Annotated in this window: 23 protein-coding genes; 12 read left to right on the forward strand and 11 right to left on the reverse strand. The window is 34.6% G+C overall.

What is annotated here, in order from left to right; genetic code table 11:
* On the reverse strand, positions 1 to 1,188 hold a 1,188-nt coding region (locus IR213_RS13800), incomplete at its 3' end, for a hypothetical protein (RefSeq protein ID WP_228479197.1).
* A gap of 468 nt (positions 1,189 to 1,656) precedes the next feature.
* Here IR213_RS13800 and rlmD point away from each other — a divergent pair.
* Genes rlmD through IR213_RS13815 form a run of 3 tightly spaced genes read left to right on the forward strand, consistent with a single transcriptional unit; the run spans position 1,657 to position 4,428 of the window.
* Positions 1,657 to 3,069, forward strand: a complete 1,413-nt coding sequence (gene rlmD / locus IR213_RS13805; RefSeq protein WP_194312886.1) for a 23S rRNA (uracil(1939)-C(5))-methyltransferase RlmD — start codon at positions 1,657 to 1,659, stop codon at positions 3,067 to 3,069.
* A 35-nt stretch (positions 3,070 to 3,104) separates the two neighbouring features.
* Positions 3,105 to 3,641 (forward strand): DUF6452 family protein, encoded by a 537-nt coding sequence (locus tag IR213_RS13810; RefSeq protein ID WP_194312887.1) that lies wholly within the window; start codon positions 3,105 to 3,107, stop codon positions 3,639 to 3,641.
* Entirely contained in the window at positions 3,613 to 4,428 is an 816-nt protein-coding gene (locus IR213_RS13815; protein WP_194312888.1) for a DUF6048 family protein, read from the forward strand. The genes IR213_RS13810 and IR213_RS13815 overlap by 29 nt, the downstream gene beginning before the upstream one ends.
* A gap of 138 nt (positions 4,429 to 4,566) precedes the next feature.
* Here IR213_RS13815 and IR213_RS13820 read toward each other — a convergent pair whose 3' ends face one another.
* Both IR213_RS13820 and IR213_RS13825 read right to left on the reverse strand, forming a co-directional pair.
* Entirely contained in the window at positions 4,567 to 4,803 is a 237-nt protein-coding gene (locus IR213_RS13820; RefSeq protein ID WP_194312889.1) for a hypothetical protein, read from the reverse strand.
* Positions 4,804 to 4,836: 33 nt separating this feature from the next.
* Positions 4,837 to 6,012: a THUMP domain-containing class I SAM-dependent RNA methyltransferase gene (locus tag IR213_RS13825; protein ID WP_194312890.1), complete on the reverse strand. Its 1,176-nt coding sequence runs from the start codon at positions 6,010 to 6,012 to the stop codon at positions 4,837 to 4,839.
* Between the two features lie 69 nt (positions 6,013 to 6,081).
* On the opposite strand from IR213_RS13825, the gene IR213_RS13830 reads away from it, so the two are divergent.
* The 7 genes from IR213_RS13830 to IR213_RS13860 all read left to right on the forward strand — a co-directional run bounded on the left by IR213_RS13830 (position 6,082) and on the right by IR213_RS13860 (position 10,976).
* On the forward strand, positions 6,082 to 6,876 hold the full coding sequence (locus IR213_RS13830) for a class I SAM-dependent methyltransferase (protein ID WP_194312891.1): 795 nt from the start codon (positions 6,082 to 6,084) through the stop codon (positions 6,874 to 6,876).
* Entirely contained in the window at positions 6,877 to 7,545 is a 669-nt protein-coding gene (locus IR213_RS13835; RefSeq protein ID WP_194312892.1) for a ZIP family metal transporter, read from the forward strand.
* Between the two features lie 163 nt (positions 7,546 to 7,708).
* Positions 7,709 to 8,524 carry an N-acetylmuramic acid 6-phosphate etherase gene (gene murQ, locus IR213_RS13840; protein WP_194312893.1) on the forward strand — a complete coding sequence of 272 codons (816 nt, stop codon included), beginning with the start codon at positions 7,709 to 7,711 and terminating at the stop codon, positions 8,522 to 8,524.
* Between the two features lie 276 nt (positions 8,525 to 8,800).
* Positions 8,801 to 9,022 (forward strand): DUF6095 family protein, encoded by a 222-nt coding sequence (locus IR213_RS13845; protein ID WP_194312894.1) that lies wholly within the window; start codon positions 8,801 to 8,803, stop codon positions 9,020 to 9,022.
* A complete protein-coding gene (locus IR213_RS13850) occupies positions 9,022 to 9,594 on the forward strand; it encodes a pentapeptide repeat-containing protein (RefSeq protein ID WP_194312895.1) in 573 nt (190 codons plus the stop codon). The genes IR213_RS13845 and IR213_RS13850 overlap by 1 nt, the downstream gene beginning before the upstream one ends.
* A 210-nt stretch (positions 9,595 to 9,804) precedes the next feature.
* Positions 9,805 to 10,179 (forward strand): DNA topoisomerase IV, encoded by a 375-nt coding sequence (locus IR213_RS13855; RefSeq protein ID WP_194312896.1) that lies wholly within the window; start codon positions 9,805 to 9,807, stop codon positions 10,177 to 10,179.
* A 23-nt stretch (positions 10,180 to 10,202) separates the two neighbouring features.
* Entirely contained in the window at positions 10,203 to 10,976 is a 774-nt protein-coding gene (locus tag IR213_RS13860) for a TerC family protein (protein ID WP_194312897.1), read from the forward strand.
* Positions 10,977 to 11,072: 96 nt separating this feature from the next.
* Here IR213_RS13860 and IR213_RS13865 read toward each other — a convergent pair whose 3' ends face one another.
* From IR213_RS13865 to ychF, 7 genes are all read right to left on the reverse strand, one after another.
* Complete coding sequence (locus IR213_RS13865; protein ID WP_194312898.1) at positions 11,073 to 13,781, reverse strand: DNA gyrase/topoisomerase IV subunit A; 2,709 nt, start codon at positions 13,779 to 13,781, stop codon at positions 11,073 to 11,075.
* Between the two features lie 4 nt (positions 13,782 to 13,785).
* Positions 13,786 to 15,648 carry a DNA topoisomerase IV subunit B gene (locus IR213_RS13870; RefSeq protein ID WP_194312899.1) on the reverse strand — a complete coding sequence of 621 codons (1,863 nt, stop codon included), beginning with the start codon at positions 15,646 to 15,648 and terminating at the stop codon, positions 13,786 to 13,788.
* Positions 15,649 to 15,814: 166 nt separating this feature from the next.
* Positions 15,815 to 16,345 carry an NADPH-dependent FMN reductase gene (locus IR213_RS13875; RefSeq protein ID WP_194312900.1) on the reverse strand — a complete coding sequence of 177 codons (531 nt, stop codon included), beginning with the start codon at positions 16,343 to 16,345 and terminating at the stop codon, positions 15,815 to 15,817.
* Between the two features lie 194 nt (positions 16,346 to 16,539).
* Complete coding sequence (locus tag IR213_RS13880) at positions 16,540 to 17,163, reverse strand: putative polyvalent protein kinase domain-containing protein (protein WP_194312901.1); 624 nt, start codon at positions 17,161 to 17,163, stop codon at positions 16,540 to 16,542.
* Positions 17,164 to 17,421: 258 nt separating this feature from the next.
* The gene (locus IR213_RS13885; RefSeq protein WP_194312915.1) at positions 17,422 to 18,861 is read right to left on the reverse strand and encodes a GmrSD restriction endonuclease domain-containing protein; all 1,440 of its coding nucleotides are present in this window, start codon (positions 18,859 to 18,861) and stop codon (positions 17,422 to 17,424) included.
* A complete protein-coding gene (locus tag IR213_RS16660; protein ID WP_194312902.1) occupies positions 18,818 to 19,021 on the reverse strand; it encodes a DUF262 domain-containing protein in 204 nt (67 codons plus the stop codon). Before IR213_RS16660 ends, IR213_RS13885 begins: the two co-directional genes overlap by 44 nt.
* A gap of 426 nt (positions 19,022 to 19,447) precedes the next feature.
* Positions 19,448 to 20,542: a redox-regulated ATPase YchF gene (gene ychF, locus IR213_RS13895; protein WP_194312903.1), complete on the reverse strand. Its 1,095-nt coding sequence runs from the start codon at positions 20,540 to 20,542 to the stop codon at positions 19,448 to 19,450.
* A gap of 314 nt (positions 20,543 to 20,856) precedes the next feature.
* Between ychF and IR213_RS13900 the strand changes: the two genes are divergently transcribed.
* A complete protein-coding gene (locus IR213_RS13900; protein ID WP_194312904.1) occupies positions 20,857 to 23,493 on the forward strand; it encodes a TonB-dependent receptor in 2,637 nt (878 codons plus the stop codon).
* A gap of 128 nt (positions 23,494 to 23,621) precedes the next feature.
* Here IR213_RS13900 and IR213_RS13905 read toward each other — a convergent pair whose 3' ends face one another.
* Positions 23,622 to 23,972 carry a 4Fe-4S dicluster domain-containing protein gene (locus IR213_RS13905; protein ID WP_194312905.1) on the reverse strand — a complete coding sequence of 117 codons (351 nt, stop codon included), beginning with the start codon at positions 23,970 to 23,972 and terminating at the stop codon, positions 23,622 to 23,624.
* Between the two features lie 145 nt (positions 23,973 to 24,117).
* Here IR213_RS13905 and IR213_RS13910 point away from each other — a divergent pair, with 145 nt between their 5' ends.
* The gene (locus IR213_RS13910) at positions 24,118 to 25,176 is read left to right on the forward strand and encodes an acyl-CoA reductase (RefSeq protein ID WP_194312906.1); all 1,059 of its coding nucleotides are present in this window, start codon (positions 24,118 to 24,120) and stop codon (positions 25,174 to 25,176) included.
* The last annotated feature ends 81 nt before the right edge of the window (positions 25,177 to 25,257 follow it).

Consider the following 25,257-nt stretch of genomic DNA (forward strand, 5'->3'; position numbering starts at 1 on the left):
GCTGTAGCTCGCATTGGCTGTTCCTACATTGATGTTGTTTGCATAAACTGGTGCCGGTGTTAAACTCAAGCCGCCTGCTCCCGTTACGCTTACGGTTGCCTGCTCAATAGCCGAACCTGTATAGGTGAACGGTGCTCCCGGTGCAACAGTAACTATTGTAACTGTTGCCGCTTTCTTAATAGTCAAAGCCCCCGTTCCGCTACCCGCAGAGTAATTTGTCGAGTTGAGAATACTTGCAGTAACTTTACTTACATATATTCCTGCATTTTTTACTGTCAAAGGTATTGAAGCAAATGGCACAACTAAAGTTGCAACTCCTGCTGCATCAGTATTAATTGATCCTAAATTTGTTCCATCTAAATTAAATGAAACAAGAATTCCTGCAACATTCAAATTTGTTGTTGCTGTCAAAGTAGCACTTCCTCCATAAATTCCAGAACCTGAAACTGCTGAAATAGAAGTTGTAGCTTTTGTTATAACCAGGGTTCTAGTATTAGAGGCAGCATTGTTGCCATCACTACCAACGCCGGATACAATAAAATTATAAATTCCAACTGGAGTGATTCCGTTAGTAGCGATGGAGAGCGTTGAACTAGGGGCACTAGATGTCACTGGATTTGGACTAAAGTGAGAAGCAGATGGAGTAGTAATACCACTTGGGTTAGTTGGACTAAATGCATAACTAAATGTTGCAGATACTGAAGAACCACTTCCATTAAAACCGGCCGTAACAGGATAAGTAGTACTACCACTAGTTCCATAAAACAAAGCTGTGGCTTGTGCAGCTACAGTTACAGATTGAAAGTGAATTGCATCCGTAAACATCCATTCCGCATGCAATAATGAACTTTGACCATCTGCAGTTAAATACAATGTTGCTCCCAACTCGTCCTGATCAAGTGGCACTAACCAAGAGGATGAAATATCTCCATTTGTATCTGCAGTTATTGACCAAGGCTGGTGAGCTCCACTCGTATCATTATCGCCATTGGCAAGAATGTGTATAACCTGTAGATTTACTGTTTCATTAGCGAGAAAGCCAGTTCCTGTAATCAGAACTGTTGATCCCGGAGGATAATCCGGCAAATCAGTTGTTACTGTTTGCCCAAAAGCGGCACTCGAAAAGAACAAATTTGCCATTACAAATACTATGGCGAAGATTCCGGATTTACGTAGAAATGTTTTCATACAATAATGATTTACTTAAAAAATGAATGCGATTATTCAACTTAAAAAATGCAAAATCAATAGAATTTGGGATTTCTATTGTAACCAAAAGAGTAATTATTCTACTTTAGAAAAAGTCGCTGAGGGGCTTTGTAGGTTTAACAAAAAATTTTAGAATAATTGTTTAACTAATTGTTAATAATACATCTAAGCTAAAAAAATAAAATACAGTTGGTACTTTTTTTCGATGAAGACATTAATAAAAACTATGAACTACAGATTTTGATGCTTATTTAGATTTATTATGGATTTATATTGCATTAAATCACATAAAACACTTAATTTAAATATTTTAACAACAATTAATCTCTAATAGCAAGTTACACAGAAAACTATTTTTCTAAAGATTAATCCCAAATAAAAACATCCTTTTCAAAAATATTTCCCAATTTGAATTTTTAAAACCATCCAAAGCCTTATTTTTGCGCTATGGCTAAGAAAAATACAGACAAGATCGTTTTTGATCATATAAAAGTCCTCGATGCAGGTGCAAAAGGCGTTTCGGTGGCAAAAGCTCCAGATGGAAAAGTAATTTTTATACCTAACGTTGTTCCAGGCGACGTGGTAGATGTGCAAACTTTCAAAAAGCGTAAAGCCTATTATGAAGGAAAAGCGGTAAAGTTTCACGAATATTCCGAACATCGAATTGAACCTGTTTGCGAACATTTTGGGGTTTGTGGCGGTTGCAAATGGCAGAATATGAACTACAGCCAGCAATTGTATTACAAACAAAATGAAGTCAAAAACCATTTGCAGCGCATTGGAAAAATAGAACTTCCCGAGTTTGAACCCATTTTAGGTTCTGAAAAACAATTCTTTTACAGAAACAAAATGGAGTTTTCTTTTTCGAACAGCCGTTGGTTGACCGAAAAAGAAATTGACAGCACCGAAGATTTGGGTAATAGAAATGCCCTTGGTTTCCATATTCCGAAAATGTGGGATAAGATTTTGGATATTAATAAATGTCATTTGCAAGAAGACCCATCGAATGCGATTCGGAATGAGATTCGGGCTTTTGCCAATGAAAATGACCTCACTTTTTTCAATCCGAGAAATCACGAAGGTTTGCTTCGAACCTTGATGATGCGTACGGCTTCGACCGGAGAAATTATGGTTTTGCTTCAGTTTTTCGAAAATGACAAAGTGGGCAGAGAATTGATTCTTGATCACATCTACGAAAAATTTCCGCAAATCACTTCGTTACAATATGTGGTCAACAATAAAGCCAACGATACATTATACGATACTAATATTAAACTATATAAAGGAAGAGATTACATCCTGGAAGAAATGGAAGGTTTGAAATTCAGTATTAATGCCAAGTCTTTTTACCAAACTAACTCCGACCAAGCTTACGAATTATACAAAATTACGCGTGATTTTGCCGGATTGACCGGTAATGAAATCGTTTATGATTTATACACCGGAACCGGAACGATTGCCCAATTTGTGTCCAAAAATGCCAAGAAAGTCATTGGTGTAGAAAGCGTTCCTGAAGCGATTATTGATGCTAAAGCTAATGCCGAGCGCAATGCCATTAACAATTGTGAGTTTTATGTGGGTGATATGAAAGTGGTTTTCAACGAAAGTTTCATTGCCCAACACGGCAAACCTGATGTTATCATCACCGATCCGCCACGTGATGGAATGCACAAAGACGTAATCGAACAAATACTAAAAATCGAACCTTCAAAAATCGTTTATGTGAGTTGTAACTCGGCCACACAAGCACGTGATTTGGCTTTAATGGATGAAAAATACAAAGTAACCCGTGTCCGTCCCGTAGATATGTTTCCGCAAACGCATCACGTAGAAAATGTTGTACTTTTGGAAAAAAGATAGGCCCCTAGTCCCTAAAGGGGAACAAGATATAAATTATGAAAAAAATACTTATACTTTTATTGATTGCAATGTTCACTGTTTCCAGTTGTGAAAAAGATGATATTTGCGATGCAAACACGCCTACCACTCCTCGACTTGTGATTGTATTTTATGATATTAACAATCCGTCTGTTTTAAAAAATGTGACCAATCTGAAAGTCATTGGTGATGGAAAGACTGAAGGCATTGTTTTTAATTCAGCCACCGATGATTCGAAATATTTGACGAATGGAAGCACAATTTCTATTCCGTTAAAAACGGACTCGAATACCACCAAATATAGTTTTATCCTGAATTCCGGTAATGCAAATCCCACATTGACAGACATTGACGAAGTCACTTTCAATTATACCAGATCAGATATTTTTGTGTCAAGAGCTTGCGGTTTTAAAACCCTTTTTACTTTTGACCCCAGCAATCCTTTTGTGCATGCCTCAGTACCAGAGACAAAACTAAAATGGATGCAATATATTTCAATCGAAAAAAGTAACATAGCCAACGAAAATGAAACACACATTAAAGTATTTTTTTAGAATCTGGCTGCTAATGTCTTTGTTTTTGGCACAAGCACAAGACATTATTCCAAAGAAAACTTCGTCAGAAAGAACTAAAATTGAAGGTGAGATTCCAGAAGCACCAAAACAAGCCGTTGCAAAACCTGTGGCTGCTGCGAAAACCGATAGTATTGTTCCCTTAAAAAAGGATCGCTATGGTGTGCGCGTAGGAGTAGATTTGTATAAATTGACGCGTGGTTTATATGATTCTAATTATAAAGGCATCGAATTAGTGGGTGATTACCGCCTGACGAAAAAATATTTTTTAGCTGCTGAACTTGGAAGCGAAGATAAAACTACCGTAGACGACCGATTGAACACCACTACAAAAGGCACTTATCTGAAAGTGGGTTTTGATTATAACGCTTATGAAAACTGGCTGGATATGGAGAACATCATATCCATTGGTTTGCGATATGGCGTAAGCACTTTTAACCAACGATTAAACAGTTACAAAACCTATAATGCTTACCCTTATTTTGGTGAAATACCTTGGAAATCTTCCGGAGAAGAATTCAATGGATTGACTGCCAATTGGATTGAAGTGGTAACGGGGATAAAAGTAAAAGTTATCAATAATATATTTGTGGGTTTCAGTCTTCGTATGAACATATTAGTTGCAGATAAAAAACCAAGTGACAACTTCGAAAACCTTTATATTCCAGGATTCAACAGAACTTATGCCGGTAATTTTGGAGCAGGATTCAATTATACCGTAACTTATTTTGTTCCGTTATATAAGAAGACGGCAAAGACGAAGAAATAAGAACCGTAAATTCTCAATTCGACGAAGGAGGCTCGAACGAAGTGAATAGGTGAAACAAATCTCACAACTAGAGGAACTAATGCGATTTCTCCCTTTGGTCGAAATGACAAAATATTTACTAAAATATTCGTTATTAATTTACCCTATTTCCTTAATTCCTTTTATAAATAGCCAGGACATGAATAATTTTTCGCCGTCTTTGGTTTTGGCAGCCTGAAATTTTGGTGACAAAATTGTTCCAACAACAAAAGCGGTAAACGGAATCCAAAATCCAGTTAAATTAGTATATTTTGCCAGCAAAAATTGAATCGATATGAATAATATCGCGAAACAACCCAGTTGGTATAGAAATGCGCGTACTTGTAATTTGGTCATATTTTGGGTGTTAGGTATTGGGTTTTAGTTCGATTATTGAACGCTTCCATCTGTAACCTGGAATTTTGTTCTCTTGCTTCCTTCATACATTTCGTATTTCACTAATCGAGCTTCGATGCTGGCATTGAAAAGCTTGATTTTTCGGGAAGGTTTTAATCCTACAAATTTCAGTGCTTCGAGGTTTCCTGTAATAAACCAAGCGTTAGTTCCCGGATAATTTTTCTTCAAGGTGTCACCAATATTCTTGTAGAATTCTTCCATATGAATGTCCAATCGTTCATCGTAAGGCGGATTAAAAACCATATGCAATTTTCCTTGCGTAGTTTTTTCCGTATCAAAAAAGTTACGTTCCTCAATGGTTATGTATTCGTCCAGATTGGCGTTTTTAATATTGTCTTTGGCTTTTTGAACTGCCGATGGCGCTTTGTCATAGCCTTTTATGGAATAATGAAACTCTCTGATTTTCTTCATCAAAGAATCCATAATTTGGTCAAACAAATCATTGTCCCAATCGTTCCATTTTTCGAAAGCAAATTCCTTTCGGTTGATGTTTGCCGGAATATTACAGGCAATCATTGCGGCTTCCGCCAAGAAAGTTCCGGAACCACACATTGGATCCAAGAAATCGCCTTGTCCGTCCCAACCCGAAAGCAACAATATACCTGCTGCCAATACTTCGTTTATAGGCGCAATATTCGTGGCCGTTCTATATCCTCTTTGATGTAAAGAATTTCCAGAAGTGTCTAATGCTACTGATACTTGATCTTTGTCAATATGAATGTTTATTCTTAAATCAGGATGAATTTTTTCTATACTTGGGCGTTGTCCTGTTCTTTCTCTAAATTGATCTACAATAGCGTCTTTACATTTTTGGGAAACAAATTCCGTATGATTAAAATACTCCGAATGTACCGTTGCATCAATCACAAAAGTCTGATTGGCGCTGAGAAATTTTGACCAGTTTACTCCTGAAATCCCTTTGTACAATGCATTTTCATCTCTTGCTTTGAAGAAATAAATGGGTTTCAAGATTTTTAAAGCGGTTCTCAAAGCCAAGTTCGCCTTGTACATAAAGCCTTTATCTCCTTTAAAACTCACCATTCTCACACCTTGCTCCACGTCTTGTGCGCCCAGCATTTTCAATTCATTTGCCAGTATTTCTTCAAAACCAAAAAAGGTTTTGGCAATCATTCTAAAATTATTTTCCATTGTAAAATCAAGTATTCGGTGCAAAAATACACTAAATTTGCAGGAATTGAATTAATAGAAAAAGAATAAATGCCAAATTCACTAAAACCCAAGACACAAGACCCGAATCCTAACCCGAGAGCTTCGCTCGAACAGGCGAAAAAAACCCACAATTGGTTCGCCTCCTGGTTTGACACTCCTTATTATCATATTCTTTATAAAGAACGAAATTACAGAGAAGCTCAGGTTTTTATGGACAATCTGACGCATTACCTCAACCTTCCTGAAAAAGCGAAAGTGCTGGATTTAGCTTGCGGCAAAGGACGTCATTCCATTTATCTGAACCAGTTGGGTTACAAAGTTGTGGGTGCTGATTTATCTGAAAACAGTATTGCCGAAGCCAATAAAAACCAAAATGAAACCCTGCATTTTCAAGTTCACGATATGCGCGAAACTTTTGAAGATAAGTTTGACGCCATCTTTAATTTGTTTACCAGCTTTGGTTATTTCGAAAATGACGAAGACAACCTGACGACTTTAAAGGCGATGAAAGCAAGCCTGACCGAATATGGTTTTGCCGTAATTGACTTTATGAACGTGAATCAAGTTATCAATAATTTAGTAGCCGAAGAAGTAAAAACAGTTGAAAATATTGATTTTCATATCAAAAGATATGTGAGTGAGGGCCATATTTGTAAAGAAATTGACTTTGAAGACCAAGGTGAGAAATTTCATTACACTGAAAAGGTAAAGGCTTTAACACTAAAGGATTTTGAAGAATTAATGGAAGAAGCCGGGATTTATCTTTTGGACATTTTTGGAGATTATAAATTGAAAAAATTCCATAAAACCGATAGCGAACGATTAATAATGATATTTAAATAAATGAACTACCTTTTACCTTTATTTTCAGTACTTATTGGATACATTATTGCTTTGTATTTTAAACCCAAAAACAAAACCAACCTTAAATTACTGTTGGCTTTTAGCGGTTCTTTTTTACTTTCGTTAACCGTGATGCACTTGTTGCCGGACGTTTACAAAAGCAACAATCCTAACATTGGACTTTTTATAATGGCGGGGATTTTATTCCAAATCATTTTAGAATTTTTCTCCAAAGGTGCTGAACACGGTCACGTTCACGGTCACGAAAAAATGTCCCATATTCCTTGGTTGCTCTTTATCAGCCTCTGTATTCACGCATTCTTGGAAGGATTTCCCGTAAGCCACCATCACAATTTAGCAGTAGGAATTGCCATTCACCATTTACCAATTGCCATTATTCTTACGACATTTTTCATCAATGCAAGTCTGAACAAGAAGGCGATTTTTATCTTCATGGTTACTTTTGCGATTATGACTCCGCTGGGAACCATTTTGTCGGATTATTTGCCCATCTTAAACGACTATTACACCGAAATTACTGCAATAGTAATCGGGATATTATTTCATATTTCGTCCACCATCATTTTCGAAAGTAGCGAAGGACATAAATTTAACATTGCCAAGGTTTCGATGATATTAATTGGGATTATATTGGCGTATTTTATATAAATTTGGGCGTGACCACAAGGGTCGGGCTATTCGCTACAATCCACACTAAAAAGTGTGGGATTTTCACTGCTATCCCTCACGCATTTCTATATATAAAAAAAAATTTGTACATTATGACTTTGCGATCAAAAAAGATTATTTTTGAATTAGTTAAATAAACAAAATGACTTTCAAAAAAACTACCGAACAATCCTCGAAATACGAACATTTAGAAAAAATGTCTGTTCAAGAATTGTTGTCCAATATCAATCAGGAAGACAAGACCGTTCCGCTTGCCGTAGAAAAAGCATTGCCACAAATAAAAACTTTAGTGACTGAAATCGTTGCCAAAATGAAACTTGGCGGACGATTATTCTACATTGGTGCCGGAACTTCAGGACGTTTGGGAATTCTTGACGCTTCGGAATGTCCGCCAACATTTGGTGTTCCTGCTGAAATGGTCAACGGAATTATTGCCGGTGGCGACAAAGCCATTCGCCGTGCCGTAGAAAATGCTGAGGACGATGCAAACCAAGCCTGGATTGATTTGAAAGCTTTAAATGTAAATGAAAATGATGTCGTTATAGGAATTGCTGCATCTGGAACAACACCATATGTTATTGGAGGATTACAAGCTTGCAATGAAAACAATATAACCACAGGAAGTATTTCTTGCAATGCAGGAAGTCCGCTTTCGCAAACCGCAAAATTTCCAATCGAAGTGGTTGTAGGTCCTGAATTTGTAACAGGAAGTTCAAGAATGAAAGCCGGAACAGCACAAAAACTGGTACTCAATATGATTTCAACGGCAACTATGATTCAGCTTGGTAAAGTGAAAGGAAATAAAATGGTCGATATGCAATTGAGCAACAGCAAACTGATCGATCGTGGTGTGAAAATGATTATGGGAGAAATTCCAGTTACCTATGAAGTTGCTGCAAAATTGCTTGAAAAATATGGAAGCGTAAGGAAAGCAGTTAACTTTTATCAATCTAAATAATGGTATTCGTTTTCTATTTCTTACTATCATTGATTCCGGTTTTGTGGATAATTACAGTCTATTTTTTAAGAAAATGGAAATTCATTAAGAATTACTTATTTTCAAACATAATTGTGGTTTCAGTATATTTCTTTTTAATTTTCAGCTCGCCAATCCATTTTTTTAAAACAGATCCTTATGGACTGAAAAATATTTTTTTATTTCTATATTTAATCATTATTCAAACAATAGCAGGGTTTATTTTCTCCCTTCATTACAAGTATAAATTACAAAAAAATGTCAACAAATAAAGAACTATTATCCAAAGGAATAAAAAAATTAGCGATGGCTTTGCCCTTGCTTTTTATTGGTCCCTCTTTAATTCACAATGCGTTTATCAACAAGCAGAATGATTGGCATTATTTGGTTCTAGGAATCGGAATAGCTACCTGTTTGGGCGCAGTTTATTTGACTTTTTTAGGATTGAAAATTATGGTGCGCAGTTTATTTAACGATTAATGGAAAACCTGATACACACTAATAAAACGTTCGAAAAAGTCTCTTTCATAGACAAAAAAGTCAACAACAGAGAGTTTGAAGATTGCATTTTTAAGAACTGTGATTTCTCAAACAGTGATTTTTCGAATAATACTTTTATGGATTGTGAGTTTATTGATTGCAATCTTTCGATGACGCAATTAGCCGGAACGAGTTTAAAAACGGTTCATTTCAGGAATTGCAAATTGCTTGGAATTCAGTTCCAATCCTGTGCTGATTTCTTGTTTAGCGTAAGTTTTCAGGATTGTGCATTGGATTATTCGTCTTTTGCCAATAAGAAAATGCCCAAAACGAAGTTTGATTCCTGTTCGATGAAAGAAGTTTCTTTTATTGGAACGCATCTCAACAATTCGGTTTTTGAAAATTGTAATTTGGATAATGCTGTTTTTAATGACACCCAATTAGCAGGAGTAGATTTTAGAACAGCACATAATTTTAAAATTGATCCTGAATTTAATCCAATGAAAAAAGCCAAGTTTTCGACACAGGGAATTGTCGGACTTTTGGATAAATATGATATTAAAATTGAATAAAGGTTAACCACTAAGTGCGCAAAATTTTCGCAAAGCACACAAAGTTAAATGGTTAAAAAATGCAATAAAAATTACTGAAATAGTTTAAAAAAACTTAAAATTTAATTTACAAACAAATGTTTTAGCCCTGATAGAAGTGGAAATCCTTTGCTTTTTTTCTTTAAAAAAGCAAAGATTGCAACGGATAGCAGGAAACAGCTCCAAAAAAATATGAAAAAAATAATCTTTATCCTCCCACTACTCTCATTATTGTCGTGCTATAATGTGGAACGCAATTGCAAGAATTTCAAAACCGGAAAATTCAAATTTGACTACAAGGTTGACGGTGTCAATAAAACAACTGTTTTTAAACGCAATGACAGCATAGAAATAGAAACTTTTGAAGGCAAAACCGATACCTCAACTATTCGATGGGTAAGCGATTGTGAATACATCCTCGAAAAAGTTCATCCGAAGAATATGGCGGAGAAAAATGCAATTAACATGAAAATTTTGACTACTTCAAAAAATTCCTATACTTTTGAATTCGGAATTGTGGGAAGCGATAAAAAACAACGCGGAACTGTTCTTAAGATTTCAGAATAACTCATAATTTATACCTAAATAAAATGGAAGTATTTTTAAACCCAGACGCCTGGATTGCCTTGTTAACATTGACCTTTCTGGAAATTGTACTCGGAATAGACAATATCATTTTCATATCGATTGTTACCGGAAAATTACCGACAGAACAACGCAAAAAAGCTACCAAAGTGGGAATGTTTCTGGCTATGTTTATGAGAATTGCACTTCTTTTGGGAATTTCTTACCTCATTGCGATGAAAGAACCTTGGTTTTCCATTAATTTAGGCATGCTAAATGCCCAGGTTTCAGGTCAAAGTCTTATTCTCTTTCTGGGCGGAATGTTCCTGATTTATAAAAGCACGAAAGAAATTCACGATAAGGTAGATTTAAAAGGAGAAGAAGAAAAGGACTTAAAACAAGCTGCTGTAAAATCATTTGGAAGTGTCATTGTCCAAATCATTTTAATTGACTTGGTTTTCTCTTTTGATAGTATTCTGACTGCCGTAGGTATGACTAATGGCGTAGCAGGAGCTTTATATATTATGATTACTGCGGTTGTTATTTCTGTTTTGATTATGATGCAATTTGCTGTTCCTGTTGGTAATTTTGTTAACAATCATCCTTCCATCCAAATTTTAGGATTGTCCTTTTTAATTTTAATCGGGTTTATGTTAATCACAGAAAGTGCTCATTTATCGAATGCCTTAATCTTTGGAAATCACGTCACTCCGGTACCAAAAGGCTATTTGTATTTTGCTATTTCCTTCTCGCTTTTGGTGGAAGTTTTGAATATGAGAATGGAGAAGAAAAAGAAATAAAGTTAACTCAAAGTCTACTAAAAAAAAATAAAAGTCTCAAAGTAATTATTCTACTTTGAGACCTTTTGTATTAAATCTTTGTTCACTTTGTGGTTATTAAAACAAAGTGATTTGTCCGTCTTCATCGGGCTGAATTCCTTCGATATCTTCATCAACTATGTTAACTTCCGTTTCGCCTTCTACTTCTTCAGGAACCACTTCTTCCGGTTCCTCGTAAGGCAAGGGTTCCAGTAAATTAACTTGTTTTAACTTATCAGTAGTTAACTGATTTCCAAGTGCTTTAAAGCCTTTTACGGAGATAAAACTTTCAATATCAACCGTTTGATTTTCTTTTTGAACGCCCTTCACTTTCGTGAAAACCAACTCGGCCATTGGGCGATGATCTGTTGATACAATTTCCAATTGAGACTTGGGATGGTCAGTAATAAAACTTTCTTCCTTATTCTCTGTTTCCACCAAAAAGCGTTTCACGTAATAACGTTCTTTTTCGCCATCATAATAAATGGCAGAAATTGGCTTTTTGGGATGCCATTTCTCCAAAACTACCATATCCTCATCAAAATGTGTCGATAATTCCGGTGTGATGACCTTTAATTTTCCAGTTTGTGAAATTACCAAAATCTTGTCGTTTGGTCTAAATTCTCCCAATAATTCTCCTCTGCCATCGACATTCAATCTTTGAACAGTATCATCAAACCAAATTTTTCGAGGTTTCAAGGTCGAAATTCCTTTTTCCTTTATTTCAATTTTCTTGATTGGATATTTGGTAACTAAATTCCCTTTGGAAGCACGCCCCTTTATGGCAATGTCTGCAAAATCCAAATCCCATTTCAGCTTTTTGATACTTCCTATTTGGCGTAAAATAATAGTGATTACTTCGGCTTCGCCATTTGGATTACACGTAAAATATAGTATTTGAGAACCTTTGGTTTCATTGGTCAAATCGTATAATTTATCCCGTGTAACTCCCGACACATTGAAACGTTTTATATAAGCTGGACCCGATTTTCCATCCCGATAAATCATATTGTAAATTGTACGCTTGTCGCTTTTGTCAAAAATGGCAATGTGAATGATGTCTTTACCAACGAATTTTTTTTCGTCTACCTTGCAAATCATCATTTTTCCATCACGGAGAAAAACAATTACATCATCAATATCAGAGCAATCCGTGACATATTCATCTTTCTTTAATCCAGTTCCAATAAAACCCTCTTCCCTATTTACATACAATTTTGTGTTTCTCAAAGCCACTTTTGTTGCCTCAATATTATCGAAACTACGCAACTCGGTTTGGCGTTCACGACCTTTTCCGTATTTTTCTTTTAACTTGGCAAAAAAGGCAATGGCAAAATCGATTAGATTGTCCAAATGATGTTGCACTTCTTTCATTTCGTCCTCCAATTTTGCGATAAAATCATCCGCTTTATCCGAATCAAAACGCGTAATACGAATCATTGGAATTTGAGTTAATTTTTGCAAATCATCATCCTCAATTGCTCTAACAAATGATTTTTTGAAGGGCTCAAATCGGTCGTACATATAAACATAAAGTGACTCTCTATCCGAATACAATTTGAAATCAATATACATTTCTTCCCGAATGAATATTTTTTCCAAGGTCGAAAAATGCCATTTATTTTTGAGTTCTTCTAATTGAATTTCTAACTCTTGTCGGAGTAAATCAACTGTTCGTTGCGTAGAAATTTTCAACATATGAGAAACCCCAACAAACAGCGGTTTGTTGTCTTCAATCACGCAACCCAGAGGCGCTACGGAAGTTTCGCAACCAGTGAAAGCAAACAAAGCATCAATAGTTTTGTCTGGCGAAACACCGGGGAAAAGATGAATTAATATTTCTACCTCAGCTGCGGTATTGTCTTCAATTTTCTTGATTTTGATTTTCCCTTTTTCATTGGCTTTCAAAATACTGTCTATCAAAGTCGTCGTATTGGTCGAAAACGGAATTTGGGTAATGACCAAAGTGTTTTTGTCTAACTGGGCAATTTTGGCACGAACACGAACCCGTCCGCCTCGCATTCCATCATTATAATTGGAAACATCCGCAATTCCTGCTGTTTGAAAATCAGGAAAAAGTGTAAATGGCTTTCCTTTCAGAATTTTTATCGAAGCATCAATTAATTCATTGAAATTATGGGGCAACACTTTTGTGGAAAGTCCTACAGCAATCCCTTCGGCTCCTGAAGCAAGCAATAAGGGGAATTTTACCGGCAAATTATTTGGCTCAGCCCGACGACCATCATAGGAAACGCCCCAATCAGTAATTTTTGGAGAATACAAAACTTCTAAAGCAAATTTCGACAAACGCGCTTCAATGTAACGAGAAGCCGCAGCACTATCGCCCGTGAGGATATTTCCCCAGTTTCCCTGACAATCGATCAACAATTCTTTCTGACCAATTTGCACCATCGCATCACCAATACTCTGATCTCCGTGCGGATGGTATTGCATCGTGTGCCCAACGACATTTGCCACTTTGTTGTAACGACCGTCATCCAATTCCTTGAGCGAATGCATAATACGGCGTTGAACGGGTTTGAAACCATCCTCGATGGCGGGAACTGCACGTTCCAAAATTACATATGAAGCATAGTCCAAAAACCAATCTTTGTACATTCCTGTAACTTTGGTAATGGTATCGCTGCCTTCGTCGTTATTTTCGTAAAAATGCTGCATCCCAGTTGAAGTTTTTATATCTTCAAAACCTTCTTCATTCAAAGATTCGTTTAACTCTTCTTTATTTTCGTCTTCGTTTGGGATAATGTTATCTTCGTCTTCGTCCATTTTATTAACTTGCTTCAATCGTATCTAATTCCACTTTCAAATTCTTGATGATAAACTCTTGTCTGTCGGGCGTATTTTTTCCCATATAGAAAGATAACAACTGCTCAACCGAAGTGTTTTTATCCATCATAATAGGATCTAACCGAATGGTTTCTCCAATAAAATTCTTGAATTCGTCTGGCGATATTTCACCCAATCCTTTAAATCGGGTGATTTCTGGTTTTGGTTTTAGTTTTTCTATGGCTGCTTTTCGTTCCTCATCCGAATAGCAATAAATGGTTTCCTTTTTATTTCGTACCCTGAAAAGTGGGGTTTGCAAAATGTACAAATGACCTTCCTTGATTAATTCAGGAAAAAATTGCAAGAAAAAAGTAATCAATAATAATCGAATGTGCATACCGTCGACATCGGCATCGGTTGCAATTACAATGTTGTTGTAACGCAATTTTTCTAAACCATCTTCGATATCCAAGGCAGCTTGCAACAAATTGAATTCTTCGTTTTCGTACACAATTTTCTTGCTCATTCCGTAGCAATTTAACGGTTTCCCACGAAGACTAAAAACCGCTTGCGTGTTTACGTCGCGAGATTTAGTGATGGATCCCGAAGCCGAATCTCCCTCAGTGATAAAAAGCGTACTGTCTAAATTTTTTGGATTCTTGGTATCGGGAAGATGCGCCCGACAATCTCTTAATTTTTTGTTGTGTAAATTGGATTTTTTGGCACGATCTGTTGCTAATTTTCTGATTCCGGAAAGTTCTTTACGTTCCCTTTCCGCTTGCAAAATTTTACGCAACAAAGCATCGGCAGTTGTTGGGTTTTTATGCAAATAACTATCTAATTTGTTTTTTACAAAATCATTCACAAAAGTACGAACCGAAGGCATTCCGGGTTCTGATCCCATATCCGTTGAACCCAATTTGGTTTTGGTTTGCGATTCAAAAACCGGTTCCATCACTTTGATGCTAACCGCTGTCACAATGGATTTTCGCACATCCGAAGCTTCGAAACTTTTGTTATAAAATTCTCGAATGGTTTTCACGATGGCTTCGCGATACGCTGCCAAATGCGTTCCTCCTTGAGTCGTATTTTGTCCGTTTACGAAGGAGTGATATTCTTCTGAATACTGGGTTTTGCTGTGTGTCAAGGCGATTTCGATATCATCGCCTTTCAAATGAATGATTGGATATTCAAGATCATCGGCATGGATGGTTTCTTCCAATAAATCTTTCAATCCATTTTCGGAAAAATATTTTTCCCCATTGAACAAAATCGTCAAACCATTGTTTAAATAACAATAGTTTTTCAGCATTTTAATCACATATTCATAACGGAATTTATAATTTTTAAAAATCGTCTCATCCGGAATAAAAGTCACTTTGGTTCCTTTTCTTTTCGTGGTTTCAATAATATCATCCTCCAAAACCAAGTTTCCACCTGAGAATTCGGCGGCTTTTTGTTTGTCGTCACGAACGGATTCCACGCGGAAATAATTAGACAACGCATTCACGGCTTTTGTCCCAACACCATTCAAACCTACGGATTTCTTAAAGGCCAAGGAATCATATTTACCTCCCGTATTCATCTTGGAAACCACGTCAATGACTTTTCCAAGTGGAATTCCACGACCATAATCCCGAACGGAAACCGTTTTATCTTTAATCGTTACCTCGATAGTTTTCCCAGCCCCCATAACGAATTCGTCGATACAGTTGTCCAACACTTCCTTAAGGAGAATATAAATACCATCGTCCGGCGAAGAACCGTCACCCAGTTTTCCGATGTACATTCCGGGACGCATTCTGATGTGTTCTTTCCAGTCTAGTGACCGAATATTGTCTTCGGTATATTGATTTTGATCGGACATTTTAAATTTTATCGAATTTAACTGCGTTCTGTTCGTTCTAAGCTTTTCGCATAGACCTCGAGTGTGCTAATATAGCGAATGTCGATATATTTTAAAAGAAGAATGAGTCAAAGTTATTAAGAATGATATTGACAGTGTTAATTGAACGTTTTAAAAATTAAAAGGTTTAAAAAACTTGGAAATTATTTACAATTTCTCGCAATTGTTTATCCAATTCCACATTTGAAATTTGACCTTTTTCAACATCAAAATTATCATTAAAACTAGGCAAGGAAAAAGTTGCTTTTAGGATTGCACCAAAGCGTGGAAAAGTATTTTTTGCAATTTCTAAAACCGAAATTCCGCCTCTTGCCCCAGGCGAAGTAGCCATAAGGAGCATTGGTTTTTCCTGAAATATTTTTGGAGTAATTCTCGAACACCAATCGAAAACATTTTTGAAAGCCGCGGAATAATTTCCGTTATTTTCGGCAAGGGAAACTACTAAAATATCAGCTTCGAAAATTTTGTCCAAGAAGGCTTTCGCCAAAGGATGCTGACCGATTTCCTTTTCGATATCCACACCAAATAATGGCATTTGGAAATCGTTTAAATCCAACACTTCCACTTCGGCATTTACAAAAAGAGAAGCTGCATAAGTGGCTAATTTTTTATTAATGGAGTTTTTGCTGTTACTTCCGGCAAAGGCGATTATCTTCATGTTGAATATTTTTTCATAAAAGTAATGAATTTGTTTTTTAAACACAAAGACACGAAGAATATACTAAGTTCACAAAGAAAATAGCACACAGATCAGACAGATGGAACTGATTCACACTGATTCACACTAATTTTAGTTTACTGGCTGAAATTACTTCTAAAAAATGAGGTTTTGAGTACGGAGGTCTTGGATGATTATTGGTAAAACTGTTCCGTGATATAAAAAACTGTATCGATAAATTTTAGGATACCATCTTGTGTTATCACATTTTCATCGTGTAAATCTTCTAAAATTATGCCTAGTTCAGGGTGAAAATAATCATTACTTTTTTTGTTAATGAATCCTGAGTTTTCAAGAAATAATTTAACATTGACTAGTTCTGTTTTTTCGGTTGCCAGAACAAAGTTTTGCTCAACAACAGCATACAAGGCTATATCGTTTTTATAAAAACCAAGAAGTTCGTATGCCGTATCAGGGAAAAAATAATTATTTAAAAGTAAATTGTTTAAGTAATCGACCCAAGAAGCATAATAAATCGAATCATTTAGTTTAAGAACTGTTCGTTCATTTTTTAGATAAACCAATTGTTCCGCCCCACTTGAAACAAAATTTTCAATATTTACATCAGAAATCCAAAGCGATTTTTTTGTGGCAAATTGCTCGATTAAGCTTTCTTCTTGTTTTTTGAGGATGATACTTTTTTCAGCCAAACTGCCTGCTCCCTTGCTATCTTTAAGGTAACTGGCGACTGCTTGGATAGTTGCTCCATGCTCAACTTGGCTCTTTCCTGAAATGATATTTTGTAGTTCATGTTTCATGAAGTTTAGATTACAAAGATAAAAAAATTTATGTTAAGTAGGTTCTAATGGATTTCCTTCCCAAAATAGCTTGCGCCATGGTCTATTTTTTCATAAAAGTAATAAATAGTACCTCAAACACAAAGACTCCAAGAAATCACTAAGTTCACAAAGAAAACGGAACACAGATTAGATTGATTGAACTGATTTATACGGATTTTAATTTACTGGCTGAAATAACTTCAAAAAGGATTGGGGTTTGGAAGGACATCCAAAATTCTAAATTTTTGTTTTAATTTCAGTTAATACCAATTCAGCTCTTCTTTCCAAAAAGGCTTTAAAATCATCTTCTACGTAAACAGTTTTGTCTAATGGTAATAAATTAGACTCGAGAATAGCATTAATTTCTTTTTGATCAATTAGAGTAAAAAAATAAATCGATGGCTTATTATTTGTTATCTTTTTGTTTGAATCTGATGATAAAAAGCAAAAGTTCATAAGAGAAAATATCTCATGTTTCATAAACTCATTATCTCTTAAAAAAGCATTAGGAAAAGTATGATGAAATTCTTTTCTGTTATATTTTGAAAATGCCGTACTTAAATCAACTTTAATATTCTTTACTAAATCTCTTGGATGAGACTGAGCCATTAATAATAAAAATGCTCTAGAAAGTGAATTTGCTTTTGAGAAATTAGTATTTATCAATTCAATTTCAGAAACATTCATTTTAAATGTTTCAATTCCTTCAAATTCTTTATTTCTTATTAAATTAATGATTTCAATATCATAATTCATCTTTTCTGTTGTTGTTCCAGATGAATATCTATTTGAAAATGAAGTTCTCCAAAACCATCTTTTAATTGCATTAAATTCTTCAGCGTTTGGAATACTCTTATAACTATAAAATTTCGTTAAACCAACTAATTGCTGTTGATAAGGTAAGAAATCAATATTCTTACAAAGCAATTCAGTACTTACAAAATCAATTGCTTTTTTTAATGCCTCACAAAAATTTTCCCAGTTATCTCTTATATTTTCAGCCTTAAGATTTAAGACTGCTTTTGTTGTAGTATCATTTTGCAAAAAACCTGAAATTGCTTGCAAAAGTATATTTTGACTTAAGCTACCAAATCCCTTTTCGTCTAAATCTTCAAACAACTCGGTTGTCTTTTCATGTAAATGAAAGTCATCTGTCCATGTCCAAGCAGTCATTAGATCTAAGGTACCTAATTTAGTGCCTGTATTATTTATCCTTTCAAAAATTAGTCCAACTTCTTCTTTAGTTCTATATTTAATTGTTACAACAGGTAATTCATAGTTTAAAAATTTTGAACATAAATTTTGTGCGTCCTCATGATAAATCGTATTCAATAGCTTTAACTTATCAAACAAACTTGAAACATCTAAAAAATTCCTTAAATGAATTATTGAATCAATATTATCTTGAACATCATTTTTAGCCATAAATTTTTTAACTTTAAAATCATAATAGATTTCAAAAATATCTAAATTAGGATTATATCGAGGATAAGTTTTATCTTGTTCAATGTCCTTACTAAAAACAGCATATATTGATGATATTCTTTGTTGACCATCTAAAACGTAATTCACAGGATATTCTTCTGCTGTTTCTGGAATTAAAAAACCAGCAATATTTCTAGTATGATTTAATTTATCCTTCGAACTCCATAATAAGACACTTCCTATTTGGGAAATTTGAAATTATACTATCTAATAGTTCAATTACTTGATTTTGTTTCCATACAAATGATCTTTGAAATGCAGGAATTCTTATATCTCCAGATTTAATTCTATTTATTAATTTATCTATTTTTTTTGGATTCGATCCAAGTTCAGGCGGTCTACTCTGTATCATTTTTTATTTATATTTTAATTAAACTTTTGTTTTAATTCTAAAACCCCATCCAACTCATCTTCATACCACTTCCCAAAATATTTGCATTCTCCTTAATAAAAACCACCGTTTCCTGCAAAAAAATCATTACTACTTCCTCTTTCAGGTGCAAGAATTTTTAGTCATGGTTTGTTTTTTTTATTAATGAGTTCTTCTCTTTTCCAAACATTATATTTTTTATAATATGATTCTTCCAAATATAACAAAAAACAGGACCCAATTACATTTATAAATCTTCAAATACAGCACATTCTTTTGCCTTAGAAAAAAGCAAGACCGAAAAATGGTGAAGAGGAAAGCGGGAAATGGGTACAAAAAAAACTGCTCAATTGCTTGAACAGTTTTATTATTATTTTGATGAGATTGCTTCGTACCTCGCGATGACTACTAAACGTTAAAACGGAAATGCATCACATCTCCATCTTTTACGATATATTCTTTTCCTTCAACCTTAAATTTTCCGGCTTCCTTACATTTGGCTTCGGAACCATAATGAACGAAATCTTCGTAAGCAATCACTTCGGCACGGATGAATCCCTTTTCGAAATCAGTATGAATAACTCCGGCAGCTTGTGGCGCAGTTGCTCCAATATTGATTGTCCAAGCACGAACTTCCTTAACTCCTGCCGTAAAATAAGTTTGTTGTTTTAATAATTTATAAGCAGCACGAATCAAAACCGATGCTCCTGGCTCGGTTAATCCCATGTCTTCCAAGAATACTTGGCGCTCTTCGTAACTTTCTAGTTCCGTAATATCTGCCTCGGCTCCAACTGAAAGAATGATAACTTCCGCATCTTCATCTTTAACCATTTCACGAACCTGGTCTACATATTTATTACCATTTACTGCTGAATTCTCATCTACATTACAAACGTACAAAACGGGTTTTGCTGTTATCAATTGAAAACCTTCCATCAAAACTTCTTCATCATTGTTTTGTGGAATTATGGTTCTGGCTGATTTTGCTTGTAACAAATTTTCTCTAATTCTGTCTAAAAGTGCTTTTTCTGTTTGTGCTTCTTTATTTCCTGTTTTGGCTGCACGATTTACTTTTTCTAAACGTTTTTCTACGTTTTCTAAATCTTTCAATTGCAATTCGATATCGATGGTTTCCTTGTCACGAATTGGGTTTACATTTCCGTCAACGTGCACAATATTATCATTGTCAAAACAACGCAAAACATGAATAATAGCATTACATTCTCTAATATTTCCAAGAAATTGATTTCCTAAACCTTCGCCTTTGCTTGCTCCTTTTACCAATCCGGCGATATCAACAATATCAACTGTTGCCATTTGAACACGTTCCGGATTGACTAATTCTTCTAGTTTTGCCATTCTCGAATCGGGAACATTTACTACTCCTATATTCGGTTCTATGGTACAAAACGGAAAGTTAGCACTTTGCGCTTTTGCATTGGATAAACAATTGAATAATGTTGATTTTCCAACATTTGGTAATCCTACAATTCCTGCTTTCATATTATTTTAGTTTACAAATAGCCATTTTTTTGCTATAAGTTTTAATAATTACTTTTAAAAGTTTGCAAATATAATATTTATTAAACGCAAGAAAACAAAAAACGCCATATTAAAGTAGGAATGGATAATTTTTATAAAAAATACACAAACTTGAATTTATACCAAAAAAAATTATTAATGTTAAAATTATACCATTTTAAAACGATAATGTGACAAAAATACGCGAAATTACTACCAAATATTAATGAAGTGTTAAATTATCATTATCTTTCGGCAAAATTCTAGTTATATAAAAAAACCTAACCAAACTTATTATGAAAAAAATTACGTTATTGCTATTATTATTAAACGTCAGTCTCCTTTTTGCACAAAAAGAGGTTTCTGGTGTTGTAAAAGATAACACCGGTGCTACTTTACCTAGTGTGAACATTACAGAAAAAGGAACTACAAATAGTGTTTCTACAGAAATCGATGGAACCTATAAAATAAAAGTAAAAGATGGGGCAACTTTAGTTTTTAGCTCTATTGGATTTTTAAATGTTGAAAAAAAAGTAGGTGATTCTAACAAAATTGATGTTGTTATTACTTCTGGTGGACAAGAATTAAAAGAAATTCAAATTGTAGGATCTAGAAATACCAAAAGAACAGCTGTAAACTCAGCAGTTCCTATTGATATTATTAGCATGAAAGAGTTAACGACACAAAGTGGTAAAATTGAAATTAATCAATTATTACAATATATTGCTCCTTCATTTAATGCTAACAAACAATCTGGTTCTGACGGCGCAGATCACGTTGATCCAGCTTCGTTGAGAGGATTGGGACCTGATCAAACTTTGGTTTTAATCAACGGAAAAAGAAGACATCAATCATCACTTGTAACGCTTTATGGAACTCGTGGCAGAGGAAATACAGGAACAGATTTAAATGCAATTCCTGCTTCTGCAATCAAAAGAATCGAAATTTTGAGAGATGGCGCAGCAGCACAATACGGTTCTGATGCAATTGCAGGTGTTATTAATATCGTATTAAATGACAATATTAATGAATTAACTGGAGCGATTACTTACGGTGTTTTTAACACAAATGCAAAAGGAGATTTTCTTGACGGAACAGCTAATACCAAAAATTTTAGATTAGATGAAAATGGAAATGGAAATTCTTACGGAAGAAACAAAGCATTTGACGGAAATACTCTAAAAGTTGGTGCTAATTATGGTGTTGCTCTTGGTGAAAATGGAGGTTTTGTAAATTTCACAACAGAGTTTTTCACTAAAGAAAAAGTGCTTCGCCCAGGTTTTGATTTTAGAAAAGGTTTTGGTGAAGCTTCATTGGACAGCTTTAATTTCACTGCAAATATGGAACTTCCAGTTTCTGAGAAAACTAAAATTTATGCATTTGCCGGAAAAAACTATAGAGATACCGATGCTTACGCTTTTACAAGAAATAGCGGTAATGCTAATGTAGTTGAATCTGTATATCCTGGAGGATATACCCCAAGAATCACATCAATTATCAATGACAACTCTGTGACGGCAGGTGTCAAAACTACAACTGATAGCGGTTGGAAAGTTGATATTAGTAATACGTATGGAAAAAACCTTTTTCACTATACTATAAAAGGTACTGAGAATCCTTCTTTATTAAACGCTTCTCCTACTCAATTTGATGCTGGCGGACATAGTTTATCACAAAATGTAACTAATTTTGATTTCTCAAAAAATTATGACACAATATTACAAGGAATAAATTTAGCTTTTGGAGCTGAATACAGAATAGAAGAATATTCAATTTTTGCTGGCCAAGAAGGTTCATACACAACCTATGACGTGAATGGAATTCCTATCACAAATCCAGCAACTCAATCACCTCCAATTGATCCTATTTCAGGGAATCCAAGACCAGGAAGTTCTCAAGGTTTCCCAGGATATAGTCCAAGTAATGCAGTTGACAAAAATAGAAGCAACCTTTCGTTATATACTGATACCGAATTTGATATTACAAAAAGCTTTATGGTAAGTGGTGCTGTTCGTTTTGAAAAATACAGTGATTTTGGTAGTACAATAAATGGTAAATTAGCGTCAAGACTTAAACTTACAAATAATATTAATTTAAGAGGTTCACTTAGTACAGGATTCCGTGCCCCATCATTAGCACAGTCTTATTATGGTTTACATTTTACCAATATTAATGCAGCTGGTGCTACGGAGATTTTACTTTCTCCTAATGATAGTCCAGTTACAAGGTCTTTTGGAATTCAAAAACTAAAACAAGAAACAGCTGTTAATGCTTCGTTAGGAATAACTTCAACTTTTAGCAATTTTACAGCTACTGTAGATGGATACATGATTGATGTAAAGGATAGAATCGTATTAACTAGCTATTTTGATGCCTCATCTAAAGGATTAGGAGTAGATCAAGCTCAATTTTTTGCTAATGCCGCAAATACAAAAACATTAGGTTTAGATATCGTTCTTGCGTGGAAGAAAAGATATGGCAACACAAATTTTAGCGCTACTCTTGTTGGAAATATCAATAATATGACCATCGGAAAAGTGCATAACGGAAATCTAGATGCTGAAACTTTTTTCGGTAAACGTGAACAAGCTTTTTTATTGGCTTCAGCTCCAAAAAGCAAATTTGGATTAAATCTTAACTATTCTCATAAAAAATTCGATACTGGATTAGCTTTCACACGTTTCAGTAAAGTAGTTTTAATTGATTATGCAAATTTAGATAATGTATATACTCCAAGAGTAAATACTGACTTAACATTGGGATACCAATTTACTAAACAATTAAAATTATCAATAGGAAGTAATAACCTATTCAATATTTACCCTACTAAACAAGATGAGTCTGGAAATACTGAAGCTGCTGGTTATTGGGATGCCGTTCAAATGGGGTTCAATGGAGCCTATTATTATGCTAGACTTGGGTTTAATTTCTAATTCAATTATCCTATATTTTCAAAAGAGCTATCATTCGATAGCTCTTTTTTATTGTCTTACCTTGCCGGCTAACCATAAAAAAATCCTGAATGTTGATTCAGGATTTTTTTAAAATTTTACTTAAAATTTTATTCGTTATGTAAAAAAGCTTGTCTATTCAACAATGTTTCTTCACTTTCAACGTGATTTACATCCGGAATACAACAATCAACAGGACAAACAGCGGCACATTGCGGCTCATCATGAAATCCTTTACATTCCGTACATTTTCCCGGCACGATATAATAAATATCATCAGATATTGGGGTTTGAGCAGCATCTGCATCCACTTCTTCACCAGAAGGTAAAATCACTTTTCCCTTGATTCTGGTTCCATCTTTATACCTCCAGTCATCTGCCCCTTCATATATTGCAGTATTTGGGCATTCTGGTTCACAAGCACCACAATTGATACATTCGTCTGTTATAATAATTGCCATAATTTTTTAATTTAAAGTTAATAAGTTACAAATTTTAAAAGTTACAAAACAAAATTGTTTGCGACTTTTGCCTATTGCCTAAAGCTTATAAAATGCTTATTTTTGCCCAAAAATACAATCAAAACTATTCATATACAAATTACTTATGTCTCAAAACGATAAAAAAAGATGTTTTATTGAATTAGGAAAATTTTTAAGCCAGTTTTCCGAAAAAGAAAATGTCAAAAACCCAAGCGTTTTGTACAATGACATGTTTTTTGAAGATTTTGAAAATTTAATCCAATTATCACAATCCCATAATGGCTGGTACACTCCGGAAAACGTCTATTTTTCTATTCAATCATGGGCAACAGCGTTAACCGAAGAAAATCTGGACCAATGGCTTGCTAATTACAATCTTGAAATAAACGAACCAAAAAATGTTGGACTTATTCTAGCCGGAAACATTCCACTTGTTGGCTTTCACGATTTCCTGTCTGTATTAATTACAGGAAATAACGTATTAATCAAAACCTCCTCCAACGACCAATTTTTATTGCCTTTTTTAGCTAAATATATCATTGCAATCGAACCTAAATTTGCCAATACAATCGCTTTTGTTGAAGGTAAATTAGAAAATTTTGATGCAGTAATCGCCACAGGAAGCAACAATACGGCACGTTATTTTGAATATTACTTCAAAGATAAGCCAAGTATTATCAGAAAAAATAGAAATTCGGTTGCTGTTTTAAACGGAAAAGAAACCAAGGGACAACTAATCGCTTTAGGTGAGGATATTTTCAGGTATTTTGGTTTGGGATGCCGCAATGTATCTAAACTTTTTGTGCCAAAAGGCTATTCCTTTAATGCTTTCTTTGAAGCCATTTTCGAATATCAGGACATTATTCATTATGAGAAATACGCCAATAATTATGATTACAATAAAGCAGTTTTCCTAATGAGTAATTACAAATTATTGGACAATGGTTTTTTGACTATTAAAGAAGATTCAAGTTATGCTTCTCCAATTTCGAGCGTTTTTTACGAGTTTTATAATTCAATCGACGAATTGCAAATTCGATTACATTCAGAAAGTGAGCAAATTCAATGTATAGTAAGCAACAACCTAGTCGAAAACAGTACTTCATTTGGACAAACACAAAATCCAAAGTTATGGGATTATGCTGATAATATCGACACTATATCGTTTTTGTTAATAACATAGGATAAAATTATCGTATTATTGCGAATTATTTAACGCTTTTTAAACTCCTATTTCCGAAATTTGCATTTTTAAATTTTGGAT

It is taken from the genome of Flavobacterium soyangense (assembly GCF_015277675.1).
Lineage (GTDB): Bacteria > Bacteroidota > Bacteroidia > Flavobacteriales > Flavobacteriaceae > Flavobacterium > Flavobacterium soyangense.